Below are 24,002 nucleotides of genomic sequence, written 5' to 3' on the forward strand. Positions count from 1 at the left end.
ATTGGCGGCGCTTACAAATAACCTGCAAGAGAAGAGCAAATGAAATGACATGAAAGAAAGGATGTGATGGATAATGACTAGTCTTATAAAAAGATCTACAGCGTTATTATTAATCCTGAGTATGCTGTTCACGGGTTTGATGGGCTCGAGCCGCGTGCAGGCCGAAGCCGATGCGGAGTCTGCCAACCGAATCGTATTCGAGGATTTCGAGAACGGCGCTCCGGATGAGTTTGTTCTCGATTCCGTATCAGCCCCATACTCGGTTGTTCAGACGGATGATGGGAATCACGTTTACAGAAATTTTAATTCCAGTGACAAGCAGTATGCTTACTACAAAAAGGATGACTTGCCGGACGATTACAGTGTTGAGGCGGATATAAGTCTTGACTCTTGGGGCGGTTTGACTCCTGCCGTTCCTGGGCTGTTACTGAAGTATGCGGATGCCGACAACTATTATGAAATCGGTTACAAGAAAAGCGGCGGCTCAGCTTCCGCCAAGTTCCATATTCGCAAGCGCTATAACAATACGACATCGTACTTGGCGATGAGTGCGCCGACAAGTTTCAATACGAATAAAGTCTACAAGGTGAGGGGTGAAATAATCGGCAGCCGGATTCGGCTTTATGTGGACGAAGTACTGCTGCTTGACGTTGTCGACAGCAATAATCCGCTGACATCGGGATACCCGGGGTTGTTCGCGCTGCGGACGAATGTGGATTATGATAATTTCGCGGTGTACGACGCTACGCCAGTGGAAGTGCCGGAAGCTCCGTCCGGCCTGAGCATGTCCGAGAAAACGAGTTCAACCGTGACCTTGCGATGGAATCCTTCGCCGAGTGAAGAGGTACAATCGTACCAGCTGTTCAACAACGGGGCTCAGGTTGAAGATGCTACGAGTCCGGTTTTGGATTCCGATACGGACACCTGGAGCGCCACAGCGCGCAATTTGACTCCGGAGACGGCGTACTCCTTTACGGTCAGGTCGGTGGGAAGCAATGGTCTGATATCCGAAGACAGTGCAACAGTTCAAGTGACAACTGAGGAGGCGGCGGTTGGGCCGGAACCGCCATTCGCTGTTCACGTTATGGAGACGACGAGCACAACTGTCAAGCTGCAGTGGAATCCGTTGCCAAGCTCGGATGTCAGCCAATATGTGATCTACAATGGCGACAGCCCTGCGGTTTCCGTAAGTTCTTCCACTTATGATGCGAATGGCGGTTTATATAGCGCGCTTGTGTTCAATCTGGAGCCTAGCACCGAATATGCCTTTACCATAAGAGCGCATACGACGACTGAGCTGACCTCTGTGCCGAGCAATGAGGTGATCGTATCCACACCGGCTCTTAGCGGAGCTTCAGCAACCCCGCTGACGGTCGCGGGTTATCGGGCCAGCGGCAGCGATTCCAATATTCCGGAATATGCCATTGACGGCGATATTCAGACAAGGTGGTCGGCGTATGATGACGGGCAATGGATCGAACTGGATCTGGGCTCGGAACAGCTGGTTTCTTATCTGGGAGTCGCTTTCTACCGGGGAGACAATCGCCGCAAGACCATTGATATCGAGGTTTCGAACGACCAGACCAACTGGACCCGCGTATACAGCGGCGACAGCAGCGGCACGACGATCCAGGTTGAAGCCTTTGGTTTTGAAACCGTCACCGCCCGTTATGTACGGGTTGTCGGGCGCGGAGCAAGCGAATGGACAAGCATAACGGAAATTCAGGTTTACCCTCCCCATGTGGACGGGTTTATATTAAGTGATGTGGAGATTCCGCCAACGGGACCGGATCCGGATTCCCCAATTCCGACAAAAGCAGGTCTCTATTATGCGGATGGCACACCGCATGTGCCGCATGAGGCTCAGACAGTGACCGGCTCTACGTATAATGTCCTGGACTTCGGCGCCGATCCTGCCGACAACGGAATAGATGACGCTCAAGCTATCCGGGCTGCACTGGCTGCAGCGGCGCTTGGGGACGAAGTGTATATTCCGAACGGACACTATCAATTAACGAGCACAGATAAGGACGGAGTTACCCATTTCATTATGAAATCCGGCGTGCAGGTGCGCGGCGAGAACCAGGATGGCGTTCTGCTGGTCTCCGACCATGCTAACGAACAGAAAGAATTTGCTACGGTTGAAGGCATCGTATTCCGCATGGCCGGACAAAACAATATTAAGATCAGCAACATGACGATTACGTCCAGCTGGGACTTAAATTATTCAACGAATACGTCGGTTGCGAATCCGGATCGGGGCGGACCTAAGCAGGTGATCATGATTACCTCCGCTTCCGGCAAACCGTCCTATAACATTATGCTGGACGGACTGACGATCGAGAAGTTTCAACGGACCGGCGTTGTAATTACGAACAGTCATGATGTTATCGTGGAAAATTCGCTTTTTCGCAACGCGACGGACTTAGCCGAGGGCGGAAACGGATACGGCGTTTCCATCGAAGGCAAGTCCAAGGAAAGCCGACTCGGCAGAGAGGACGACTCTCGTTTCAATGTCGTTCGCAACAACGAGTTTATCGGTCCCTATCTGCGTCACGGAACGCTGGCGCATTCTTACACACATAACAATCTCATTGAAAACAACTACTACTTGAACTCGGCATTAGACGCTATCGATTTCCACGGAGAAGACGAGTATATGAATGAAGTAAGCGGCAACCATATCGTTGGCGGCGGCGAAGCGGCTGTCGGCGTCGGCAATCCGGGCGCTACGCATGATGCCGCGGGACCAGGCAATTACATTCATAACAATTTAATCGAGAATGTGAAACGGTATGGGGTGCAGGTGTATTTGGGATCTCCCGATACGATTATCGAGAATAATACCATTACCGGATTTACGAACGCGGGGAGCCAGGGAATACGTCTGAAAAATGCGCCCGGAACGATTGTGAAGGGCAATCAGATCGTGAACAATACGGCTTCCGACTTCTGGGGCATAATTGCCATGAAAGACGACGGCGATCCGACCAACGCCGGGAACGGCGCAGGCATTCCCGAGAATATTGTCATTCAGGACAATCATGTTACGGGGAATACGAATGGCGTTATGATCTCGGACGGCACGAATATTCGTCTCTCCGGCAATGAGATCAGCGGAAATACCGGGTCGGATTATGAGAATCAAGTGGCGGTTTCCGAACTGCTGCCGGCAACCAAGGCGGCAAGCGTACAGAAAAATGCTCAGAACGCCCCGGTTGCGGATCTCTTACAGATTAAAGGCGGAGAAGATAGCGAATCGGCGAGAAGCTATCTGCAATTCGATCTGAATTCCATTGAAGGCAAGCTGGCTACCGCATGGCTCTACGTGTATGGACAGGCGCTGGAGAGCCCTGCTGGAGAGACGGGAGCTGCAACTTCTCTCTATGCAGTGGATAGCAATGACTGGGACAGCGATACAATGCAATGGAATACGTACCAGTCTCCGCCAGAGCTTGGCCAGAAGCTCACGACTGTGCAGCTGAATAATAACGGCGAGAATGTCTGGTATGTATTCGATGCGACTGTGCTCGTGCAAGAACGTCTGGATGGAGATCGGACGATATCGCTTGCTTTTGCCCAGGATGCCGATCAAACCGGTTACTTGACGCAGCTATACAATGGACCCGACTCCAGCTATAGGCCTTACCTGCGGGTTGAAACTTACCCTCCGGTCGAACTTGCGGCCGTAGCGGTAACGGCGGATCGTTCGCAGCTGGTGCCGGGCATGACTACCCAACTGCATGTGACCGGCACATACAATACAGGATCGAACGTTTCGTTGGAAAATGCGGACATATCTTTCATAAGTCTGACGCCGGATCTAGTGACTGTTGATAATACGGGCGTGGTTACCGCGCTTCAAGCTGGAGAAGCAACATTGCAGGCAGCTGTCGTCTTGGATGGCGTTGCTCGCACTGGAACGTTCGTTCTTAATGTAATCAATAATCTGGCGATTACTGCGCAGTTGTCGGTCGACTCCACGCTGGGTACAAATACAAAAGATAGAGTACTTGACGGAAGCTTGGAAACCCGGTGGATATCAAACGGCTCCCAAACGCCTTATCTGATGCTGGACTGGACAACGGAGCAAACGATCAACCAAGTGAAGCTGTGGAGCGGACATGTGCCGGTTATAGGCTCGGCCAACTGGCATGTCAGAGATTTTGATCTGCAGTTCTTGGAAGACGGAGAATGGAAGACGATAGCCGAAGTCCGAGATAATGATCAGGACGCTTTTTTGGGTCAGTATACGATGTTGAATTTGGAAAACCCCGTCGTGACGACTGCCTTGCGCTTCCATTTTGTCCGTCCGTCATGGGGCAATGGCAATTCGAATGATATGATGGCCAGAATCAATGAGGTGTTTGTCGGCTTCGTCAACGATTAGGAACCATCTCGGCCTAAGTCCTTGTCATGCGGGCTTAGGCCGAAGTTCTGTTATACAGCTGGTTCTATTAATGTACTCGAATTTACATAGTTTTTCTCGATTTCGTGTTATTTTTTCTGGAAGCCATCAAATTTATACTAGTAGTAGAAAGCGATTACAAACATTGAGAGGGGCATAAAGATGAAGAAATACGGGTTAGTCTTGCTGTCTGTTGTCTTGCTGCTCGGCTTGCTGAGCGCATGCGGAGGAAATGGAAAGAACAATAATGGCGCCGCAAAGGCAAACAAGGAAAATGCGAACAATACGCCGAGTGCGGAAGTGGCTGCTGAGTCAAAAGAACCTGTGGAGCTTGAGATGTCCGTTTGGGGCAGCGATGCCCAGGTGGCGTTGTATGACGAGCTTGCTGAGGAATACAATAAGCTCCATCCGAATGTGACAGTCAAAACTACCGTGATTCCGTGGGCGGACTACCAGCAGAAACTGGCGATCATGGCAGCAACCAAAACCTCGCCTGATATCGTATGGATCTCAGAGCGCATGATTCCGCAATTTATGAATGGGGGCCAACTGCTGGATATTTCGTCCGTGAAAGAGGATGCGGCTTATGCGTTCGATGATATAATACCATCCACGCTCACTGCATTTGAAAAGGACGGCAAACTCTACGGCATTCCATTCTCTACGCCGCCTCAGGTCGTTTTCTACAATAAAAATCTGTTTGAAGCGAATGGATTGAAGTCGCCAATGCAGCTTTATGAAGAGGGCAACTGGACTTACGATGAGATGGTCAAAGCGTCCGAAGCGATCTCCAAACCGCAGGAAGGGGTATACGGCGTGAAGTTCATACAAAATTCCTCCAACTGGTCCGACAATCTGATTCCATTGATTTGGGCGATGGGCGGCGAAATCTTCAACGAAGACACAACGCAATTCGCTATGAACACGCCGGAGACGGCCAAAGCGATCAATCTTTTTAAAGGGCTGCTCGATAAGAAAGCGCATCCAAGCATCGGCGAGCAGTTAACTTTCGATACAGGTAAGCTTGGTATGGCGTTTGAGAACGTTACCCGTACAAGCGCTTACCGTGACAAAGTCGATTTCGAATGGGATATTGCTCCGCTTCCGGAAGGCGATCATGGCGTCAAGATGCCTATTGGCTTTGGAGGCTATTCGATCTTCAAGGATGCAGAGTATCCGGAAGAAGCATTGGAATATTTAAAATTTATAAGTAATAAGGAAAATGCAGCTAAAGTAGCCGAGTTTTTTGTGCCGCAGAGAGAGTCTGTCCTGTACTCCGATGAGTATCTGAACAAGTTCCCGTTCCCGACTGTTGAAACGATGAAAGTGGCTGCGTACGATCGGTTGGCCAAAGGTACAATCCGGCCTTCCCATCCGAACTGGGTCAAGATTGACGAGCAGGTGACATTAAACCTGGACGCGATTTTGCTCGGTTCCACGACAACCGAGCAAGCGTTGAAAAATATGGAAGACAGCATTAATCCTCTATTGAAGTAACCCTCCAGAACGATGGAGCATTGCGAGATCACCATATGAACAATAGGGTGATCTCGTATATTAAAGGGAGGGTTTCGTCATATTCACAACAGGAGGTAGGCGCAAATGGCCGGAGGTAAGCCAGCAGGTTTAGCAACTTTGAAATCAAAAGAAATGTGGATGGGATATTTGTTTATACTGCCTATTGTGGCGGGATATTTAATCTTTCTGTTTGGCCCGATCGTTTACGCTTTCGTGATGAGCTTTACGAATTGGTCGTTATTTGGAAATAAGGCGTATATTGGTTTGGATAACTATATTTACGCCATGCGCGATGATCCCGTCTTCTGGGATACGGTCGTGAATACCGTATATTTCTCTGCGGGCTTGGTCCCGCTGAACATTGTATTATCGCTTTTGCTGGCCATGCTGTTGAAACGGAAAATATGGGGTATCGGCTTGTTTCGGACCGCGATCTTTACGCCGGTAGTCGTTTCCCTCGTGGTTTGGGGGATCGTATGGAAGTTTATTTTCTCTACGGACGGTGGATTAGTCAATCTGCTGATCCGAACGTTTGGCGGAACGGAGATTCCCTGGCTTTTCTCGGAAACTTGGACGATGCCTACCGTTATAGTGGTCAGTGCGCTTAAAGGTGTGGGCATGAACATGGTCATCTTCCTGGCCGCTCTGCACGATGTGCCGAAGGATTATTACGAGGCTTCCAAAATTGACGGCGCTTCGCGCTGGGAAACCTTTAAATCCATTACACTGCCAATGATTACGCCAGCCGTATTCATGGTAACGATAATAACCGTTATCGGTTCTCTTAAAGTGTTCGGACAAATCTATGTGATGACAGGCGGAGGGCCGGGAACAAGCACGTACGTGATGGTCTTCTACATTTTCAAACAAGCGTTCCGCTCCTACGAATTCGGTTATGCATCGGCACTGGCATTTATTTTGTTCAGCATTATCCTGGTTCTGACTTTGATACAGTGGAAACTAAGAAAGAGATGGGTACATTATGAACAATAAAAAGATAACATCCAACCTTGCATCCTATCTGGTTCTAACAATCGTTTCCTCCATCGTGTTGTTTCCTTTTTTTTGGATGGTCAGCACATCCTTGAAGACGGAATCCGAGGTGTTTCTATTTCCGCCCCAGTGGATACCCGCAGCTTGGGAATGGATCAATTATATTCGCGTGTTTACGGAAATGCCGTTTCATCTCTACTTTTTTAATAGTATGTATATCGCGGTGCTCGTCACGGCAGGCACTTGTTTCTTGTCCGCATTGGCAGGCTATGCGTTTGCCAGATTGCACTTTCCATTCAAAAACGCGATCTTTCTGTTCCTGCTCAGCGGGATGATGATTCCTACCGAAGTTACGGCCATTCCTTTATTCAACTGGATGTCAAACCTCGGATTCATCGATACGCATATTCCTCTAATTCTTCCGCCAATGCTTGGATCGGGTGGGATGTTCGGCGTATTTCTCGTACGTCAGTTTCTAATTACAGTTCCTATTGAACTGGATGAAGCAGCCAAAATGGACGGGTGTTCGCCGTGGCGCACGTTCAGGTCGATTATGCTCCCGATCGCCACGCCCGCATTGGCAACCGTAAGCATCTTTACATTCATGAATAGCTGGAACGAGTTTTTTGAACCGCTTATTTATTTAAATACGAAGGAATTGTTCACGTTGCCGATCGGCTTATCCATGCTGACTACGGATGCCGGCGTGGACTGGCCGCTGCTGCTTGCCGCTTCGACCATAGCAACTGTCCCTATTCTGGTCGTTTTCTTCCTGGCTCAAAACAAGTTTATTGAAGGCATTGCCAATACGGGCTTGAAATAATGCGTTTTCTCCAAAAAGGACTGCCAAAGATCAGGACAAGATCAATGGATATTGAGGGAAAGCGAAGAATATAGCTGAAAATACCCTGCTTATTTGAGCGTAATACTGCAGTTCTGCAATGTCTGACGCTGTGACTCGTGAGAATTCGCTGTAATGCTGATGAATGCACTAATACCGCAAGAAAAGGAAGCGCTACTTACTTTCATAGATGCAGCGGAAATCAGTTCTTGGGCTCAGAAAGCAGTCGTGCAAGCGGTACAATCAGGCTTGATCAAAGGCAATGAGGATGGTGCTTTCCGTCCACATGACGAAATAACACGTGCAGAGATGGCGTTAATACTCGCAAACGCTTCGGGTAAGTCTACAGGGGAGTATGGATCAAGTTTTGGAATAAGAAAAAACGGCGGATCCGAGCATGATAGTTTTCTACATTTGATCAGAACGAGGCAGCCCTCAATTAACTCGGGGCTGCTTTTTTATGTGCGCCCAGCATGGGCGCTATCTATAGGGTGTAAGTCCTGAATGGTGAAGGCAGTAGTAGCCATTAGCTTAAGACAAGGGCGTCCACCGTGAGGTGGAATATGAAGGAAGTCGGCGGCAAACATCCGGTTCGAGGAACACGAATCTCATATCAGGCTAACGTTCATTGGATAAGACTGCATAACAAGTCAAAGTCCTTACTGCCGAAGATGAACGGAAGTAAATGAGGCGAATAGATGGAGGGAAAGATAGCGTTCTTACCTGGGGAGATCTGTGCGAAATACGAAGACATCTTCGTAACCCTGGATTGTCAACAGTAAATTAGACAGCTTTTTTAAGGGCTGTAAGGCGATATTGAACAGGTGTCAGGTATCCCAGCGTTCCGTGAATGCGATGCTTGTTAAACCAGTTGACGTAATCGTATAGTTCCAGTTCCAGATGATGAAGGCTTTGGAAGTTCATCTGGTTGATGAACTCCGTTTTCATGACTCTATAGGTGTTTCAGCCACCGCATTGTCATAGGGACAACCCTTCATGCTGAGCGAACGGCCGATTTCAAAGGTCTCCAAAAGTTCGTCCATTTTTTCATTTTTAAATTCACTGCCTCGGTCCGTATGGAACCACTGAATGTGACGGAGATCGCCCTCTACGGTAGCAAAGGCGCGGGAAACCAGAGCCGCATCCTTGTTTGGGCCCACACTATGACCGACGATTTCTCGATTGAACAAGTCAATCAGCACGCAAATGTAATGCCACTTGTTTTGGACCTTCACATACGTCAGATCACTCACAACGAAGCGCTTGGCTTCCGTCTGCTCGAACTCACGATTCAGAACATTCGCTGTCGTCGCTTCGTTGCAAGACGTTTTACGGGGATTATACTGGGCGATCGTGTAGGTGGAGACCAACCCTTGCTCTTTCATGATTCGCCCGATACGACGTCTGGAGACGGCGATTCCTTGTTCATGGAGCTTGGCTTTGATCTTGCGTGTGCCGTAAGCTTTACGATTCTTGTAGAATATTTCGACAATCGCTACGGTTAGTTCATCCGCTGTCTTTTGATCCTTGGCTTCATAGTAGAAGGTGCTTTTTGCGATTTGCAGGACGTTACACATTGCTGATACCGAGTATTTATCACGGTTATTCTGGATGATAGCTACTTTCGTCCCATGATCAGCGCGACTTGCTTTAAAATATCGTTCTCCATTTTCAAACGTTCATTTTCTTTTCGTAAAGCAATCAGCTCATTTTCTTCTGACGAACGGTTGTCCTTCTCCTTGAAGGAACCCGTGGTCTTGACTTGCTTGATCCAGCGATCCAAAGCCGAGGCAGTGAGGCCATATTCCTCAACCAGATCCGCTCTGGATTTTCCGTTTTCATATAATAGCACCATTTGTTTCTTAAACTCTGCTGTAAACGTACGTCGTTGTTTTGGCATTGTAGAGATCCGCTCCTTAGGATGATAGGTTTATTCTACAAGCCCTCATTTTTATTGTCCAACTAAGTGTAGCCGATCCATTCACAATGTTTACATAGAAAAGGGTAAACCGCTTTACCGAATGATTGAAACGGAAATCCTTAAAGTCAATAGCTATCATCATCAGGGGATTAAGGAGCTGTCAAAGCAACTAATTTCTGTTGCAATTGCTGAAGATGGTATGATAGAAGCCGTTACTATGCCAGAAAAGAAGTTTGTTTTAGCTGTTCAGTGGCATCCAGAGTTCAGTTACAAATCGGATATTTATAACTTTAGGTTATTTGAGGAATTTGTAAAATCGTGTTAGAGGTATTCGTATACGAGAACTTCGCTTATTGAACTAGTGGGTACAATAGTTCAATAAAACAGTGGCAGTCTATGACTTTATTGTCCTTGAACAACAATAATTGAATTACAGGTGGAATTAGCACCCCTTACGTTTAACTCGTTGAAAAACAAATTAAACGTAAGGGGTGCTTTTTTTATATCCAAAAAGCTATAACAAGTAAGACGAAGGAATACGATTGCGGTCAGTGGCTATGCTGCTGCTAGTAATCCTATTGAAGCAGAAGATTTTAATGCTTTAAAAACTACATTTCTATATTTGCATTAATAAAATGAAATACGCTTTACTAGATCATATGGATTAGCGCAGACATTGAGTCACATGCTACAATTGGGATAAATAATGTTAGATATAAAGGTTGGTTTTTATTAGCGACAGAAATTTGCATTGCTATGGATCTAAAACATCAATCAGCAGCTATATCTATTAAAGGAGGTAAGCGCCGTGAGTTCAATATTATTTATCGCGGGTTGGGCTATAGTTGGAATTTGTATTGGAGGTTTAATTGTGTTTATAAAATCCATGCCTAAGAAAAAATAAGCATGAGAAGCTTAGATTATATAACAAAGGTTTTTAGGTGTGTAGGGGTTAGAAAATGTCTTAGGTCAGACAACCATCCTCAAAAATGAGAATGGTGTAGTGCTAGATGGTTTGTTGATGATTTTGAGATAAGTAAGTGTGTTAGATTCAATAAAGTGCAGCCCTCCATAGACAGAGACATATATATTTTTTTCTCAAATATGTATGTGGCTTGCTTTTTTTCGCTCATAAAAAGACGCATTAATACTAATAATCATGTTAATCTCGCCGCTTCAGCTGAAGCGGTTTTTCTTTTGCTAACTGTATATAGTAAGAGAATGAGGGATTTTAAAAGTTTCAAGAAGGAAATTAATTCTTATAATGACTGAACTTCTGAAAAAGTACACAGTTTTTTAGCAAGCTCCTCCTTCCCTGTTAACACTTCAATCATAATACCTGCGCCTAACCGGAATCCATATGTAAAGGTGGAGGTTAGCTCCATTGAGTGAGCTTGAGCATATAAGTCTAGTAATGCTTCGAGCTCTGTAAATTCATCCTCAGTATGTTTTTTCTTCCATGCTTCCATCACTTCAGATATGTTCTGGCTCATTTGAAGATACTCTGGATCATTGGCTATTCTTATTACATCAGGACGCATATTGCCATGGCACAATTCTTCCAAAAGACTTCTCATTTACCTGTTCATCCTTTCTGCAAAGTAAAATTTGTTGCTGCTAGTATATTTACAGTTTAAATTTAATGAATGGCATAAAAGTCAATATGCGAAATTCGTATAAATTATGATGGCGTTGGGTGATGAAAATGTATAAAAGAATTCGGGATTTACGGGAAGATAAGGATTTAACTCAGCAGGAGATGGCCAAGTTGCTGCATATTTCACAAGCAACCTATTCTCGTTATGAGAGTGGGGAGTTGGACATACCTACTGCCGTATTGATCACGTTATCTAAATTTTATAGTGTCAGCATCGATTATCTGCTTAATCAAACAGACATTGCTAAGCCGGAAGAACGAAAATCAAAATAATAGGAGATTTGAACGCTTAAATGAGTGCCCAAACTGAAATAGCAAACCCTCGAAAAGGAATATTCAACCAGCGTCATTTTGTTGAGTTTTCTTTATGTTCAAGACTGATTGCAAATGGTGTTTTTCGACTCTCACTTCAAGGGTGTAACGCTTAAGCTTCTGTCCATTTTTCTCGTAAAAATGCCCCTAGAAAAGTTATTGGATTATATCAGAGCTTTATTCTAATATTTATTCTAGGAGGGCACTTCAGACTGACTCATATATTTGAGCCATTTTTACATATGCGTGTATTATATTCCCCTTGGGTCCTCCAGTTAATGCCCGATGACACAGGGATGCTGAATACGAGGGAATCTTTCCCCGCAAACTTAGGAATAACCCAACCCGCCCAACTATCTCCCCACCCCAATCCTTTTTTCTCCAATCCAACCATGGACCGTTTGTTTGCCCACTCTATAGCCTGGCGAACCATTCCCACATCGGTTATACCGCCCTTTAGAAGATTTCTCAGAAAGGATCTGCTTATCAGAAAATATGGATTGCTCAATTGCTGTGATTTTGGATGTATTCATTCATTCCAATGACTGATATACTAACGAAAATTCAGTATTTTAGGAGTGGTTGAGAATGGATGGAGTTCGTTACAAGATAAGAGAAGTGTTGGACAGTGACAAAATTGAAGCTTTTCTGCATAAAGCGCGGATTGGCCATCTTGGTATGGTTGATGGTCAGTTGCCATATGTTGTTCCGCTTAATTTTGTTTGGGCAAAGGGGAAGCTTTATTTTCATGGAGCCACAGGCGGGAGGCGCAATCAGGTCATGAGTGCGAATGCAGAGGTCTGTTTTACGGTTTGCGAAGAATATGGAACCATTACCGATCCCGTACCAGCTAAGACGGACACGGCATATATGAGTGTTATGATTTTCGGAAAGGCCGAGCCTATAGATGATCTGGACGAAGCTACATATATGCTGCAGGAAATGCTTCAAAAATATGTGCCTGGTTACTATAACCGTCCCTTGTCCAAGCAGCATGTAGACAAATATAGGTCTGCTATATTCAATTCCCCTGTTCAAGTATACCGAGTCGATCCTTATCATATAACGGCGAAAGCAAATCCGATCGAGGAAGAAAAAATGTACAAATAAGAAAAAAAGAGGTTGTTATAAATGTTGAAGAGAGTGCAAATGAATACAACATCATCTTCGCTGCGCGGTCGTGATTGGATATCGCCCATTATAGCTGCTTTAATATCTGTCATTGTCAACTACGGTGGGACATTTATTCTCGTGTTTCAGGCGGCAAAAGTGGCAGGTCTGAGTCCTGAAATGACCGCCTCATGGATATTGTCGATTTCCGTTGGTGTGGGGATAACGGGTATATGGCTAAGCTATCGATACCGTGAACCGATTATTACAGCTTGGTCAACACCAGGTGTGGCTTTTCTCGTTTCGATATTAGCGATAACCCCCTATGAGGAAGCAATTGGCGCTTATATCATCTCTGCTTTAGGATTTATTGTTTTAGGTATATCGGGAATGTTCGAAAGGTTCGTCCGGCTGATTCCTCCAGGTATTGCTTCTGGTCTGCTGGCAGGCATTTTACTGCAGTTTGGTATTTCAGCCTTTGGAGGAGTGAAAGTTGATCCTCTGCTGGTCATTGTCTTGTTTGCTGCTTATGTACTATTAAGAAGGTATACGTCCCGTTATGTTATTGTCGGTATTTTAGTAATTGGGCTTATTTATTTAATCAGCTTGGGAAAAGTAGATTTCAGCACGATCAAATTAGCTATCGCGTCGCCGGTATTCATTGTTCCTGAGTTTTCGTTTCATGCGTTATTGGGTGTTGCCTTGCCGTTGTTCATTATTACATTGACGGGACAATATATGCCCGGGATGCTAGTCTTGCGAAATGATGGGTTTAAGACGAGTGCGAATCCAATTTTGATCGTAACGGGTTTGGGCTCACTCTTTGCAGCGCCATTTGGCTCGCATGCTTTCAATGTAGCAGCCATTACAGCAGCGATTTGTACAGGTAAAGATGCGCACGAGGATTCAACAAAACGTTACATTGCGGGTATTGCCTGTGGCATTTTTTACATGGTTGTTGGCATATTTGGTGTGACGCTGGCTGCTCTGTTTCTAATTCTTCCAGCCACCTTCATCGCGACGTTAGCGGGGTTGGCATTGCTCGGGACAATTGGCGGCAGCCTTGCGGGCGCTTTAACTGAGCCCAAGGGCCGTGAGACCGCACTGATTACTTTTTTAGCAACGGCTGCAAATGTTACATTACTTGGTGTTGGCGGTGCATTCTGGGGTCTGGTTGCAGGTTTGGCTGCGCATATTTTGATACATGGACAATTTCGCCAAAAACAATATAGGACGAGTGGAATACAACAAGCTGAACAAAAATAATAAGCGGCATGAAAAATGAATACAGGTACAGATTAGCTAAAAAGAGCTGAACATACTTAAGCTAAGCCGGAGATGCTTAAATTATAAAAGCATCTCCGCAAGACGATAAATGCCTGTTTCTATTGCTGCCTCATCCACTTTAGCAAAGCCTAGCACCCATCCTTTTCGATCACTTTCCAAACAATACTTGCTAAGTGGATAAACACGTATGCCTTTTTCCAGCGCTTGGTTCGTTGCGAATTCTTCATCAAACGAGTTTTCAGCTTCAAGAAGCATATGCAATCCTGTTTCTACGCCGCTAAGTTTAAAACGTTCACTTAGGCCGGTCGCGATGATGGCCTTCGTCATGGCTTCGTGTCTGCGCCGATATACATTTCTGACTCTTCTCATATGGCGCATGAAATGCCCGTGCTCGATAAAATGAGCAAGCGTCAATTGCTCCATAATCGGAAGATGGCGATAGGTTAATTCATGGACATGGGCAAGCTGGCGAATGGCCTCTGTTGGACCAACGATCGCTGATATACGAATACCAGGAGCAACCATTTTGGAAAAACTCATCATATACAACGTGTTTTGAGGTTGCTGGCTATATAAGGTTGGGAGTGGGTCGCCACGATATCGAAACTCGCTATCGTAGTCGTCCTCAACAATCCAAAATTGATGTTGAGCAGCCATATGTAGCAAATGCTGTCTGCGGGGCTCCGACGTGATCACTCCAACTGCACACTGATGTGAAGGCGTAACATAAACAAGCTTTGATTGAGGGTGAATACGGTCTGCTTGTATTCCGTAATCGTCGACAGGGACTGGAACAACATTCATCCGCCGATATTTCATCGCCATCCATGAAGCGGGGAAGCCGGGATCTTCAACAGAAACGGTTTCTCCTTCATTTAACAGGGCTTGGGCGATTAAATCTAGACTATGCTGTGCTCCCGAAGTTAAAATAATTTGATCGATATGAACGTGGACGCCTCGCTCAAGTGACAAATAACGTTGAATCTGCTCGCGCAGCGGCGCGAAACCATAGGGGTTGCCGTAAGCCCAGCTGGCTAGGTCCGTTTCTTTGGAGGCTTGTAAAAAGGAGTGTCTCCAGTTTGTTTGAAAATGCTGATCCAAATAAGGCTCGTGTGGGCTGAAATCGATCTCCACATTTCTGTTTTCTTTGCCCCTGAACCAGTTTTGCAACTGGCTGACTGCATCGTTTAATAAAGGCAACTCGGGAGTAACCGGCCCTCGAGCTATAACCTCCTCCATAAAACGGGTCTTGTGGGTCCAGTCACTTACTCTTGTTCCGCCGCGCCGGGAAGTAACCGTGTAGCCACGACTGAATAATTCCTCATAAACAATCTGTATAGTTGAGCGAGAGACACCGATGAGTAGTGCGAGTTCGCGAGAAGGAAGCAGTAATTCGCCTGCAGGCCAATTTCCGGTTGTGATATTATGGATAGCTTGGTCAAGCAGCTGCTGCCATATGGGGCGTTCGTCGTCACGGTTAACTTTTAGCATCTATTTCACCTCTAGTTGTATATGCGTCAAAAATATGGAGTGCTCTATTCACTTCAATATGTATGTTTTATAGCATTCCATTAATTGATATACTAGCATGGTTTTAGTTTACCAAGCAATATGATCGTGGTTCCACTAATTCATGGAAACGAAATAGCAACAGCCTCAGAACCGTCGAAGCTTCAGCGGCAGAGGCTGTTTTTTGATTTATCTGTCTTGCAAGGGAGGGGACTGATCCATCCAGTTCCATTCATTGTTCTGAATAAATAGACTGACCGCCTGCTCGGTCGATAATTCCAGTTCTCGAAAATCCAGTATGACTTGGGTTAATTCCATGCATTTTTCATGGGTAGGATTTAACAGCAGTTCATGGGAAAGGCCGATAAAGGTATCCGGTTTTTCTGGGGATTTTTCGACTTCAGCCATCATGGACTTGTGGCAAGGAAACAATATGCGATTATGCGCCAAAATAATTCGGCTTCCGAATAAGACCAGATTGCTGACGACTTGCGACAGCAGGTATGGGTTATTCTTTTTGACGGCTTCCCCTGCAAAATAATAACCGTAAAGCATCACCTGTGCCTGAAAATCTTTAATGTTTTGGTTTCTATTTTGCTCGGGATAAACCGGTATTTTGGTTAGCAGCTCATTTAGCCCTGAGACTACGGAGTAGTAAGCCTGCGAACCTGTAAAGGAAGCGCGAGTCGGCTCGCTGCCTTTCTCGGCTGCCAGCTCCAGAAACCGCATATTGATGATTTTGACGTCGATATAGCCATCTTCATAATTGCAAACTTCATGATTGGTGAATGCTAGCGCATTGGTTTTCTTCCGCTCTTCAAATTCTTGATCCGTGACAAGCAAATAAACGTCGATATCTGATGTTTCCTTGGCAGTACCTTTCGCGATGGAGCCAGTCGTTATCACGGCTAATAGGTTTGGATCAGATTGCAGCGTTTCTACGAATTTGTCCAGCGATTGCTTATGGTGCGTATACATATTCCAGCCTCCCTTTCATTATTTGATGGTCTCACTGTAACCTTAAACTAAAGAAAGGAATACATCTATAGTCATTCATGCCAAACGATTTTGAAATAAATAATATAAGTGTTTCATGCCCCTAATGCCGACTTTCTGTCCGATTAATTGTATGCTTCGGTCTGTGTGTTTAAGTAGCCATAAGCTGTAAAGCAGTTGAATATTCTGCACTTGGACTAAAGAAATCGTAATTAGCGTTCGCCTTAAACGTTACGAAGCGCGATGAGGAGACTTTTACGTGCCTGCAGTACATTTTGCGGACTATGTTAATGGAGCCTGTTTTTACACCATAAGCATCGAAAAGTCAATAAAAATGGGCCAGGACGAATTGTTGTAGGCTCTAATAGAAATAATGTATATAATCAATCGTAGGTAAAAGCGCTAAGAAGAAGGGACGTATTTTTGAAGACTAGCCCAAACATAGGATGAACGGCAAAACGCAGAAGATCAATAGGGCGGTGGAGCAAGATGCTGAAGCAGCATAGTATGATTAGAAAAATTACTGTGCAAATGACGGTGATTCTGACGATTCTGTTAGCAACACTTATATTGAGTAATTTTTATTCTTTGGAAGTCGTACGAAAAAATCAGATTGCAAGCTCCAAAAACACGTTGGCGATTTATATTAACAGTATCCAAAATAGCTTGAATAATACATCTAGGGATCTGTTAGAGGTGTTCGATACACAGATTAATAGCTTTAGTACGTTTGGAACAAAGGATGAGAGCCAGAAGTATTTTGAAGCCATTAGACTGAAGGAGATTTTGGCATCGAAGGCGTCTAATACTAGCGGAAGTGACGGATTGTTTATTTCAGTTCCGAATGAGGACTTTTTATTAGCCTCCTTCAGTAACCGAATGTATTCGAAGGAAGGCCTGTTTTTGACTGACTTTCTAAAGGAATATGATTTTGATGCCAGGAAAGTGGCGGGCGGGGCAGAGTGGATGCCTGTCGAAGTGAACGGAGTTGCTTATTTACTAACATCGATCACTTATTCTAATGTGATTTTTGGAGCGGTCATAAAGACGGATACGCTAATGTCTGCCATAAAGAAAAATGCAAACGAAGATAACTTATTTTACCTAACCGATAAATCGGACCGTATGCTTTCGGCAACGAATCCGGTAGAACTTTCTAAGGAGAAACAAAACCATACATTTACCTCCAAGCATTTTTTCGTTACTGAGCAGATTCCTGAATTCGGAAGTTTAACGAACGTTGTCGCAAGTCGAAATGTCTTCTTGGGCTTGGAATTGATTCAATGGATTATAATTATTTTAAGTATTATAGCGGTCGTCATCACGCCGGTTATTTTCAGATCCTTTGCAAAGGATTTGATTCAACCCATATTAGAGCTTGTAAAAGGCGCTAAAGAAGTTGAAAAAGGCAACTGGGACTATCCGTTTTCCAATAAAGCCTCCTCGATCGAGTTTGCACGGTTGTCCAATTCCTTTTCCTCGATGATACGCGAGATTAAAACGTTAAAAATCAACACCTACGAAGAGAAGCTTGAGCGGAATAAAACGGAATTAAAATATTTGCAAATGCAAATTAGGCCCCATTTTTTCTTAAATGCGATAACTACCATTTCGAGCCTCACCTACCATAACAAGAATGAGGAGATACGTCTGTTAATCAGTCATTTATCCGAGCATTTACGATACATGTTTAGAGGCGGGCTGGTTCAAGTTCAGATTCAAGAAGAAATGAAGCATGTCGAAAATTACATCCAGATGCAAGAAATTAGATATCCGAATCAAGTGTTCTATATGGCTGACATCGATCGGGAATTGCAAACTTATCCGCTGCCGCAGTATCTGATTCATACCTTTGTTGAGAACACGTTTAAGCATGCTTTAGCGCACAAAGAAATGCTGTCTATATTTATCAAAGTTGATAGCGTTCTCACGAATGGTCGACCTTTCATTCGGGTTGTTATTGAAGATAATGGAGATGGTTTCCCCGAAGAAATGATGGAAGAAGTGAATTTTTCGGATCTGCAGCAAAGCGGTACGGGGGAAAAAGTGGGGATCAGCAACATCCAAAGAACATTAAAGCTTTTATACAAGCGGGACAGGCTGTTAAAGCTATCCAATGCCCAGCCATCCGGCGCCAGGGTAGAAATAATGATTCCTATGGAAGACGTCGAGTAAACTCCTTACAAAGGTGATGAATACAAATGCAATGTTTATTAATTGATGACGATATTCCTACAGTAAACGTTTTGCACGATTTCGTAGACTGGGATGCATTCGGTATTTCCAAAATCATGACGGCACACAATATATCCGATGCGAAATTGCTATTTGAACAGAGCATCCCTGACATCATCATATGCGATATTGAAATGCCAAAGGGTACCGGGCTCGATATGATCAAATGGGTAAGAGAACATAAATACGACTGCGCCTTCATTTTCTTTACGTGTCACGAAAGCTTTGATTTTGCCTCCACCGCCATATCGTTTAATGCAGATGCTTATGTCATTAAGCCCTTCGATAAAGATAAACTTGAGACGTCTTTAATAAAGGCGATAGATGTCATAAAGCAAAGAAGGGAACTAAATGAATACAGCAGATACGGACAGGCATGGTTAAAAAACCGTGATCTCGTTGAGCAGGGTTTCTGGAGAGACATTATGTTTGCGACGATACCTCCTCGACTCGATGTGATTCAGTCCGAAATGCAGAAAAGAGATTTGGATATCCATCTAGAGGAAAGTTATCTTCTTGCCATTACTTGCGTCAGCAAAACGGATATGGAGATCGATTGGAACGATAATACGTTCAAATACGCCTTGCATAATTTATGTTCGGAAATGCTGTTCGGTACAACCGATCACTCACAAATCGTTACTTATAAAATAGAGGATGTTTTTTACAGCGCTTTAATTAAAGCCGAGAATGAATCCATCGATGTGATTAAGCACAAATACGATAATCTCATTAAACAATGCAGAAAGCTATTTCGCTGCACGGCTACTTCCTATCTAGCGGAAGGGAATGAAATTTTCCAAATAGCAGAAACTAAAATCAAACTAGAGGAAATGGATAAAAAGAACATCATTTATAAAGGAAAAGTTCATGATGGCAAAGAACGGTTTGTATATTCCAATTCTGAACCCTATTCTCTCGATGTCCATCAAATGAATACGTTGTTTATTCAAGGTGAAAGAGTGAAGATCGTTAATTTGTTGAAGAAGGAACTAGAGACGCTTGCGTCCCTGAATAAACTGGATGTGAACACGATTCGTGCCATACACCAAGATTTCGTACAGGTTGTCTATTCCCTATTGTATAAAAATAATATCCAGGCTCATAAATTATTTTCGGATGAGGTAGCTCAGCAATTGGCTCAAAGCTCGAATGGCAGTGTATTTGAATTCATGAAATGGGCAAATTATGTAACGAATACAACGATTGATTTTCTAAAGATGGTCATTGCTTCGGAAGGCGTCGTTGAAAAGGCGAAAAGATTCATTCATGAGCATTACGATCAGGATTTAAATCGGGAAGATATAGCGGCAGTCGTCTTCTTAACGCCGGACTATTTAGCTAAACGCTTCAAACTGGAAACAGGTTTGTCGGTCAAGGAGTATTTGAATGAGTACCGGGTAAAGGTTGCGCAGGAAATGCTTATTCACAGTAAAGCAAGCATAAGCCATATTGCAACCCAAACTGGATTTGACAGCATTTCATATTTCTCCACTGTATTTAAAAAAGTCACAGGCGACACCCCGAATGCGTTTCGTGCCAAATATAATGTACTGAAGATTTAAAATCCTAAAATAATTAACGGCAACTATGTTACCCGAACGAGGTGGCGAAGTTGCTATTTTTTTGTCGAGTAATGGAGCTGGAGTGGAATTCATTTGCTCAGCCGAGTTCTTATTTTTTAAAAAACAACACGGATTTATTAAAGCTAAGCAAGTGGATTGAAGTTAAGATGAAGGAGATTCATTATTCGAATGGAGGCAGAACAAATGAGAACAAAGAGGGGAATCACTGCACTGCTTTTGTCCATAACCTTAATCGGTTCGTCGTTAACCGCATGCGGCACAGAATCCGCGAACGAAGCGACTAAAGAAGCTGCTGGAAAGGTTGAAAAAGTTGTATTTGCAATCCCGTCATTTAACCGAATTCCTGACGATCTTAGTCGCGTAACGGACGCCATCAATAAGATTACAAGGGAAAAGATAAATGTTGAGGTTGAGTTAAAAATTTACGGACCAGCTGATTACAGTCAAAAAGTAAATCTGGCGCTGCAAAGCGGTGAACAATTGGATCTCTTTACTGGCTTCGAGCAGTTTGCGAATTTTGCATCGAAAAATCAGCTATATTCGATGAATGATCTGCTCCAGAAGTATGGGAAAGAAATGAAAGAAATTTTGGATAAAGACTTCGGTGACGACCTCCTTGAAGCTACAACGATTGATGGTCAAACTTACGGGATTCCCGCAAATAAAGGGATGGCGCTTCCAACTACCTTGGTCTACAACTCCGATATGATGTCGGAAATTGGAATGTCTGCTGATGATATCAACTCCATAAATGACCTCCCAACGGTGTTTGATGCCTTGAAAGAAAAGCTTCCAGAAGTCGTTCCATTCGGGCCTATCAATGTCAGCCCTAGTGATACAGGATTGGTGAGGTTATTAAGAGGAGCGGAAAAAGTCGACTATCTGACAGACAGCACGGGTGTCGGTGTCGTCATCGGAAACGACGGCAAGGTACGGAATTTTTACGAAACGGATGAATTTAAAGCTGGTGCCGCCATGATGAGAGAATGGTATAACAAAGGCTACTTGCAGAAAGATGCGGCAACAGCCTCCAGTCCATTCTCGGAAATGATTTCCTCAGGACGCGGCTTCTCCTATATGGGAGGTTATGGCGGCATGGCTGTAGCACAAGCACTTAGCGCTCAAACCGGAAAAAACTTAGAGACGAAACGCATTGCACCCTTTTATTTCGATACGACCGCAGTCAATGCTGTTGTTTGGATGATTTCTAGCAGGACTAAAGCTCCAGAGGCTTCCATGAAGTTTTTGAATTTGTTGTATACGGATGTCGAAGTTCTTAACACGCTGCTGTACGGAATCGAAGGCGAGGACTATGTGAAGGTTGATGAGCATCATGTCAAGTTCCCTGAGGGGAAAAATGCTTCGACAGTTGCTTACACGATGCATTTGAGTTCCGGGATTGTTGGATCGGAGTCTCTTCAGTATCAGCTTGAGGGTATAGATTGGTCAGATATTGAGCTGAAGCTGAAAGAAAATAAAGAGACGGAAAGATCTCCTTATTTTGGATTTATTTTTGACCAAAACAGTGTAAAAACGCAAATGAGTTCTGTTAACAATGTCGTCAATCAATATCTTCCTGGGCTGGTTACCGGCTCCTTGGACCCCGAAACGACGATACCAAAGCTCGTGGAAGCGCTGAACAACGCTGGCGCGGAAGCTATCATCAAGGCAAAGCAGGATCAGCTTGATGCTTGGCTGGCGAAAAAAAATCAATAAAATAAGTAAGATGTACAAGGTGGAGCCTACAGCAGACTCCACCTCGTACGAAAGGAGAAATGTCGATGAACGCAACGATAGCAAAACGCCGGGAATTAAAGAAGATGATGCCTCTTCTCCTTCTTGCGGCTCCAGGTCTGCTTTATTTGCTCATTAATAACTATATTCCCATGCTTGGCGTCTTTATTGGGTTCAAAGAAGTGGATTTTACTAAAGGGATATTCGGCAGCGATTGGGTTGGCCTAAATAATTTTAAATTTCTCTTCAATACAAGCGATGCCTTCATCATGACAAGAAATACGATTTTATATAACCTGGCTTTTATTATTTTAGGCACGATTTGTTCGATTTTCATAGCCGTGCTGATGTCTGAGCTGTTAACGAAAGTATACTCGAAGTTTTTTCAGTCCGGCCTAGTGCTTCCGAATTTGATTTCTATGGTTGTGCTGTCTTATCTTGTATTTGCTTTTCTTAATTCGGATAGCGGATTTATTAATCTTTCTATTTTACGACCATTGGGACTTCCTGAAATCAGTTGGTATTCGGAAGCCAAGTATTGGCCCTATATCCTAGTCATCATCCAGTTGTGGAAAACCGCCGGCTATGGGTCGATTGTTTATTTTGCATTTATCGCTGGTATCGATAAAAGCATTTATGAAGCTGCGAAGATCGATGGCGCAGGCAAACTGAAGCAAATTTTCAATATAACGCTGCCTTTGCTGAAACCGACGATCATTATACTAGGACTCCTTTCGGTAGGGAGAATCTTCAATTCCGATTTTGGTTTGTTCTATCAAGTACCGATGAATGCTGGTGCGTTGTACAGCACTACACAGACCATCGATACGTATGTGTACCGGGCTCTGATTCAATTAAATGATATTGGGATGTCGGCGGCAGCCGGTCTTTATCAATCGTTAGTTGGTTTTATTCTTGTTTTGATTGTGAATGCGATTGTCAGAAAAGTAAATGCTGATAATGCTTTATTTTAGGGGGTAAATACGTTGATACAAACAAGAGGGGAACGGACCTTTGCCCATTTCTCAGCCATCGTTATGACTTTGATCACCTTAGCGGCTTTTTTACCCTTTATTTTAATTTTCGTAGCCTCTTTTACGGATGAGTCTGCCTTGATCAGCAACGGATACAGCTACTTTCCGGAAAAATGGAGCCTGGATGCCTATGTGTACATGTACACAACCGCTTCAACTTTTGTGAGAGCCTACGGTGTATCCTTCTTCGTCACCATCGTCGGAACTGCAGTCAGCACGATTCTGACCGCTATGCTTGCATACCCGATGGCACGAAGAGACTTTAAACTGCATAATGTGTTGGCTTTTATTGTGTTTTTCACGATGCTGTTTAGCGGTGGCGTAGTCCCCACTTATATGATGTGGACGAAAATCTTTCATATTAAGGATTCACTGTGGGCGTTAATCGTGCCCAGCTATCTTATAAGCGGTTTTAACGTTCTATTGGTTCGCAACTATTATAAAAATAATGTGCCTGTGGATTTGATCGAATCGGCACAAATCGATGGCGCTTCTGAGCTGAAAACCTTTTACAGAATTATGCTTCCATTATCGATTCCGGTTTTGGTGACAATCGGTTTGTTTACGGCCTTGACGTACTGGAATGATTGGATCAATGCCTTGTACTATATTACGAAGCCTCAGTATTATGGCGTTCAAAATCTTCTGATTCAGTTAATGAACAATATCCAATATTTAAAGTCTGACCAGGCGAGCAGTATGATTGGTGTCGGCGCCGTAGAGCTTCCCAGCACGGCAGTTCGGATGGCAATGGCTGTTATTGGAATTTTACCGATTTTAGTTGTCCTTCCCTTCCTTCAGAAGTATTTGACGAAAGGCGTCGTAATTGGAGCAGTAAAAGGATAATCAAAGGAATGTCAA

At 44.2% G+C, this 24,002-nt stretch carries 17 protein-coding genes and 1 pseudogene; 14 read left to right on the forward strand and 4 right to left on the reverse strand.

What is annotated here, in order from left to right:
* Nucleotides 1–73: 73 nt before the first annotated feature.
* The 5 genes from WH37_RS33500 (at nt 74) to WH37_RS37365 (ending at nt 8,264) form a co-directional block, all read left to right on the forward strand.
* A complete protein-coding gene (locus WH37_RS33500) occupies nt 74–4,390 on the forward strand; it encodes a discoidin domain-containing protein (RefSeq protein ID WP_082110741.1) in 4,317 nt (1,438 codons plus the stop codon).
* A gap of 180 nt (nt 4,391–4,570) precedes the next feature.
* Nucleotides 4,571–5,905: an ABC transporter substrate-binding protein gene (locus tag WH37_RS10365; RefSeq protein WP_052736920.1), complete on the forward strand. Its 1,335-nt coding sequence runs from the start codon at nt 4,571–4,573 to the stop codon at nt 5,903–5,905.
* A gap of 105 nt (nt 5,906–6,010) precedes the next feature.
* The gene (locus WH37_RS10370; protein WP_046230500.1) at nt 6,011–6,919 is read left to right on the forward strand and encodes a carbohydrate ABC transporter permease; all 909 of its coding nucleotides are present in this window, start codon (nt 6,011–6,013) and stop codon (nt 6,917–6,919) included.
* Nucleotides 6,909–7,742 (forward strand): carbohydrate ABC transporter permease, encoded by an 834-nt coding sequence (locus WH37_RS10375; protein ID WP_046230501.1) that lies wholly within the window; start codon nt 6,909–6,911, stop codon nt 7,740–7,742. The genes WH37_RS10370 and WH37_RS10375 overlap by 11 nt, the downstream gene beginning before the upstream one ends.
* Nucleotides 7,743–7,901: 159 nt before the next feature.
* Complete coding sequence (locus tag WH37_RS37365) at nt 7,902–8,264, forward strand: S-layer homology domain-containing protein (protein WP_414811831.1); 363 nt, start codon at nt 7,902–7,904, stop codon at nt 8,262–8,264.
* A gap of 279 nt (nt 8,265–8,543) precedes the next feature.
* On the opposite strand, the pseudogene WH37_RS10385 reads toward WH37_RS37365, so the two are convergent.
* Nucleotides 8,544–9,660: pseudogene (locus WH37_RS10385) on the reverse strand (IS3 family transposase).
* A 79-nt stretch (nt 9,661–9,739) separates the two neighbouring features.
* Here WH37_RS10385 and WH37_RS10395 point away from each other — a divergent pair.
* Nucleotides 9,740–10,006: a gamma-glutamyl-gamma-aminobutyrate hydrolase family protein gene (locus WH37_RS10395; protein ID WP_082110742.1), complete on the forward strand. Its 267-nt coding sequence runs from the start codon at nt 9,740–9,742 to the stop codon at nt 10,004–10,006.
* A gap of 934 nt (nt 10,007–10,940) precedes the next feature.
* On the opposite strand, the gene WH37_RS10400 is transcribed toward WH37_RS10395, so the two are convergent.
* A complete protein-coding gene (locus WH37_RS10400) occupies nt 10,941–11,258 on the reverse strand; it encodes a DUF6809 family protein (RefSeq protein WP_046230504.1) in 318 nt (105 codons plus the stop codon).
* A 128-nt stretch (nt 11,259–11,386) separates the two neighbouring features.
* On the opposite strand from WH37_RS10400, the gene WH37_RS10405 reads away from it, so the two are divergent.
* The 3 genes from WH37_RS10405 to WH37_RS10420 all read left to right on the forward strand — a co-directional run bounded on the left by WH37_RS10405 (nt 11,387) and on the right by WH37_RS10420 (nt 14,026).
* Nucleotides 11,387–11,611, forward strand: coding sequence for a helix-turn-helix domain-containing protein (locus WH37_RS10405; protein WP_046230814.1), 225 nt, complete (start codon nt 11,387–11,389; stop codon nt 11,609–11,611).
* Nucleotides 11,612–12,238: 627 nt separating this feature from the next.
* Nucleotides 12,239–12,760, forward strand: a complete 522-nt coding sequence (locus WH37_RS10415) for a pyridoxamine 5'-phosphate oxidase family protein (protein ID WP_046230506.1) — start codon at nt 12,239–12,241, stop codon at nt 12,758–12,760.
* A gap of 39 nt (nt 12,761–12,799) precedes the next feature.
* Complete coding sequence (locus tag WH37_RS10420; RefSeq protein ID WP_046230815.1) at nt 12,800–14,026, forward strand: benzoate/H(+) symporter BenE family transporter; 1,227 nt, start codon at nt 12,800–12,802, stop codon at nt 14,024–14,026.
* An 81-nt stretch (nt 14,027–14,107) separates the two neighbouring features.
* On the opposite strand, the gene pdxR is transcribed toward WH37_RS10420, so the two are convergent.
* Together pdxR and WH37_RS10430 are read right to left on the reverse strand one after the other, a co-directional pair.
* On the reverse strand, nt 14,108–15,538 hold the full coding sequence (gene pdxR, locus WH37_RS10425) for a MocR-like pyridoxine biosynthesis transcription factor PdxR (RefSeq protein WP_046230507.1): 1,431 nt from the start codon (nt 15,536–15,538) through the stop codon (nt 14,108–14,110).
* Between the two features lie 207 nt (nt 15,539–15,745).
* Nucleotides 15,746–16,534: a nucleotidyltransferase domain-containing protein gene (locus tag WH37_RS10430; RefSeq protein ID WP_046230508.1), complete on the reverse strand. Its 789-nt coding sequence runs from the start codon at nt 16,532–16,534 to the stop codon at nt 15,746–15,748.
* 507 nt (nt 16,535–17,041) lie between these two features.
* Between WH37_RS10430 and WH37_RS10435 the strand changes: the two genes are divergently transcribed.
* From WH37_RS10435 to WH37_RS10455, 5 genes are all read left to right on the forward strand, one after another.
* Entirely contained in the window at nt 17,042–18,727 is a 1,686-nt protein-coding gene (locus tag WH37_RS10435) for a sensor histidine kinase (RefSeq protein WP_046230509.1), read from the forward strand.
* A gap of 26 nt (nt 18,728–18,753) precedes the next feature.
* Complete coding sequence (locus tag WH37_RS10440) at nt 18,754–20,352, forward strand: response regulator transcription factor (RefSeq protein ID WP_046230510.1); 1,599 nt, start codon at nt 18,754–18,756, stop codon at nt 20,350–20,352.
* A gap of 204 nt (nt 20,353–20,556) precedes the next feature.
* Nucleotides 20,557–22,089: an ABC transporter substrate-binding protein gene (locus WH37_RS10445; RefSeq protein ID WP_046230511.1), complete on the forward strand. Its 1,533-nt coding sequence runs from the start codon at nt 20,557–20,559 to the stop codon at nt 22,087–22,089.
* A gap of 65 nt (nt 22,090–22,154) precedes the next feature.
* Nucleotides 22,155–23,081: an ABC transporter permease gene (locus tag WH37_RS10450; protein WP_046230512.1), complete on the forward strand. Its 927-nt coding sequence runs from the start codon at nt 22,155–22,157 to the stop codon at nt 23,079–23,081.
* 12 nt (nt 23,082–23,093) lie between these two features.
* On the forward strand, nt 23,094–23,987 hold the full coding sequence (locus tag WH37_RS10455; RefSeq protein WP_082110743.1) for a carbohydrate ABC transporter permease: 894 nt from the start codon (nt 23,094–23,096) through the stop codon (nt 23,985–23,987).
* Nucleotides 23,988–24,002: the final 15 nt, after the last annotated feature.

The organism is Paenibacillus algorifonticola, from assembly GCF_000971975.1.
Lineage (GTDB): Bacteria > Bacillota > Bacilli > Paenibacillales > Paenibacillaceae > Pristimantibacillus > Pristimantibacillus algorifonticola.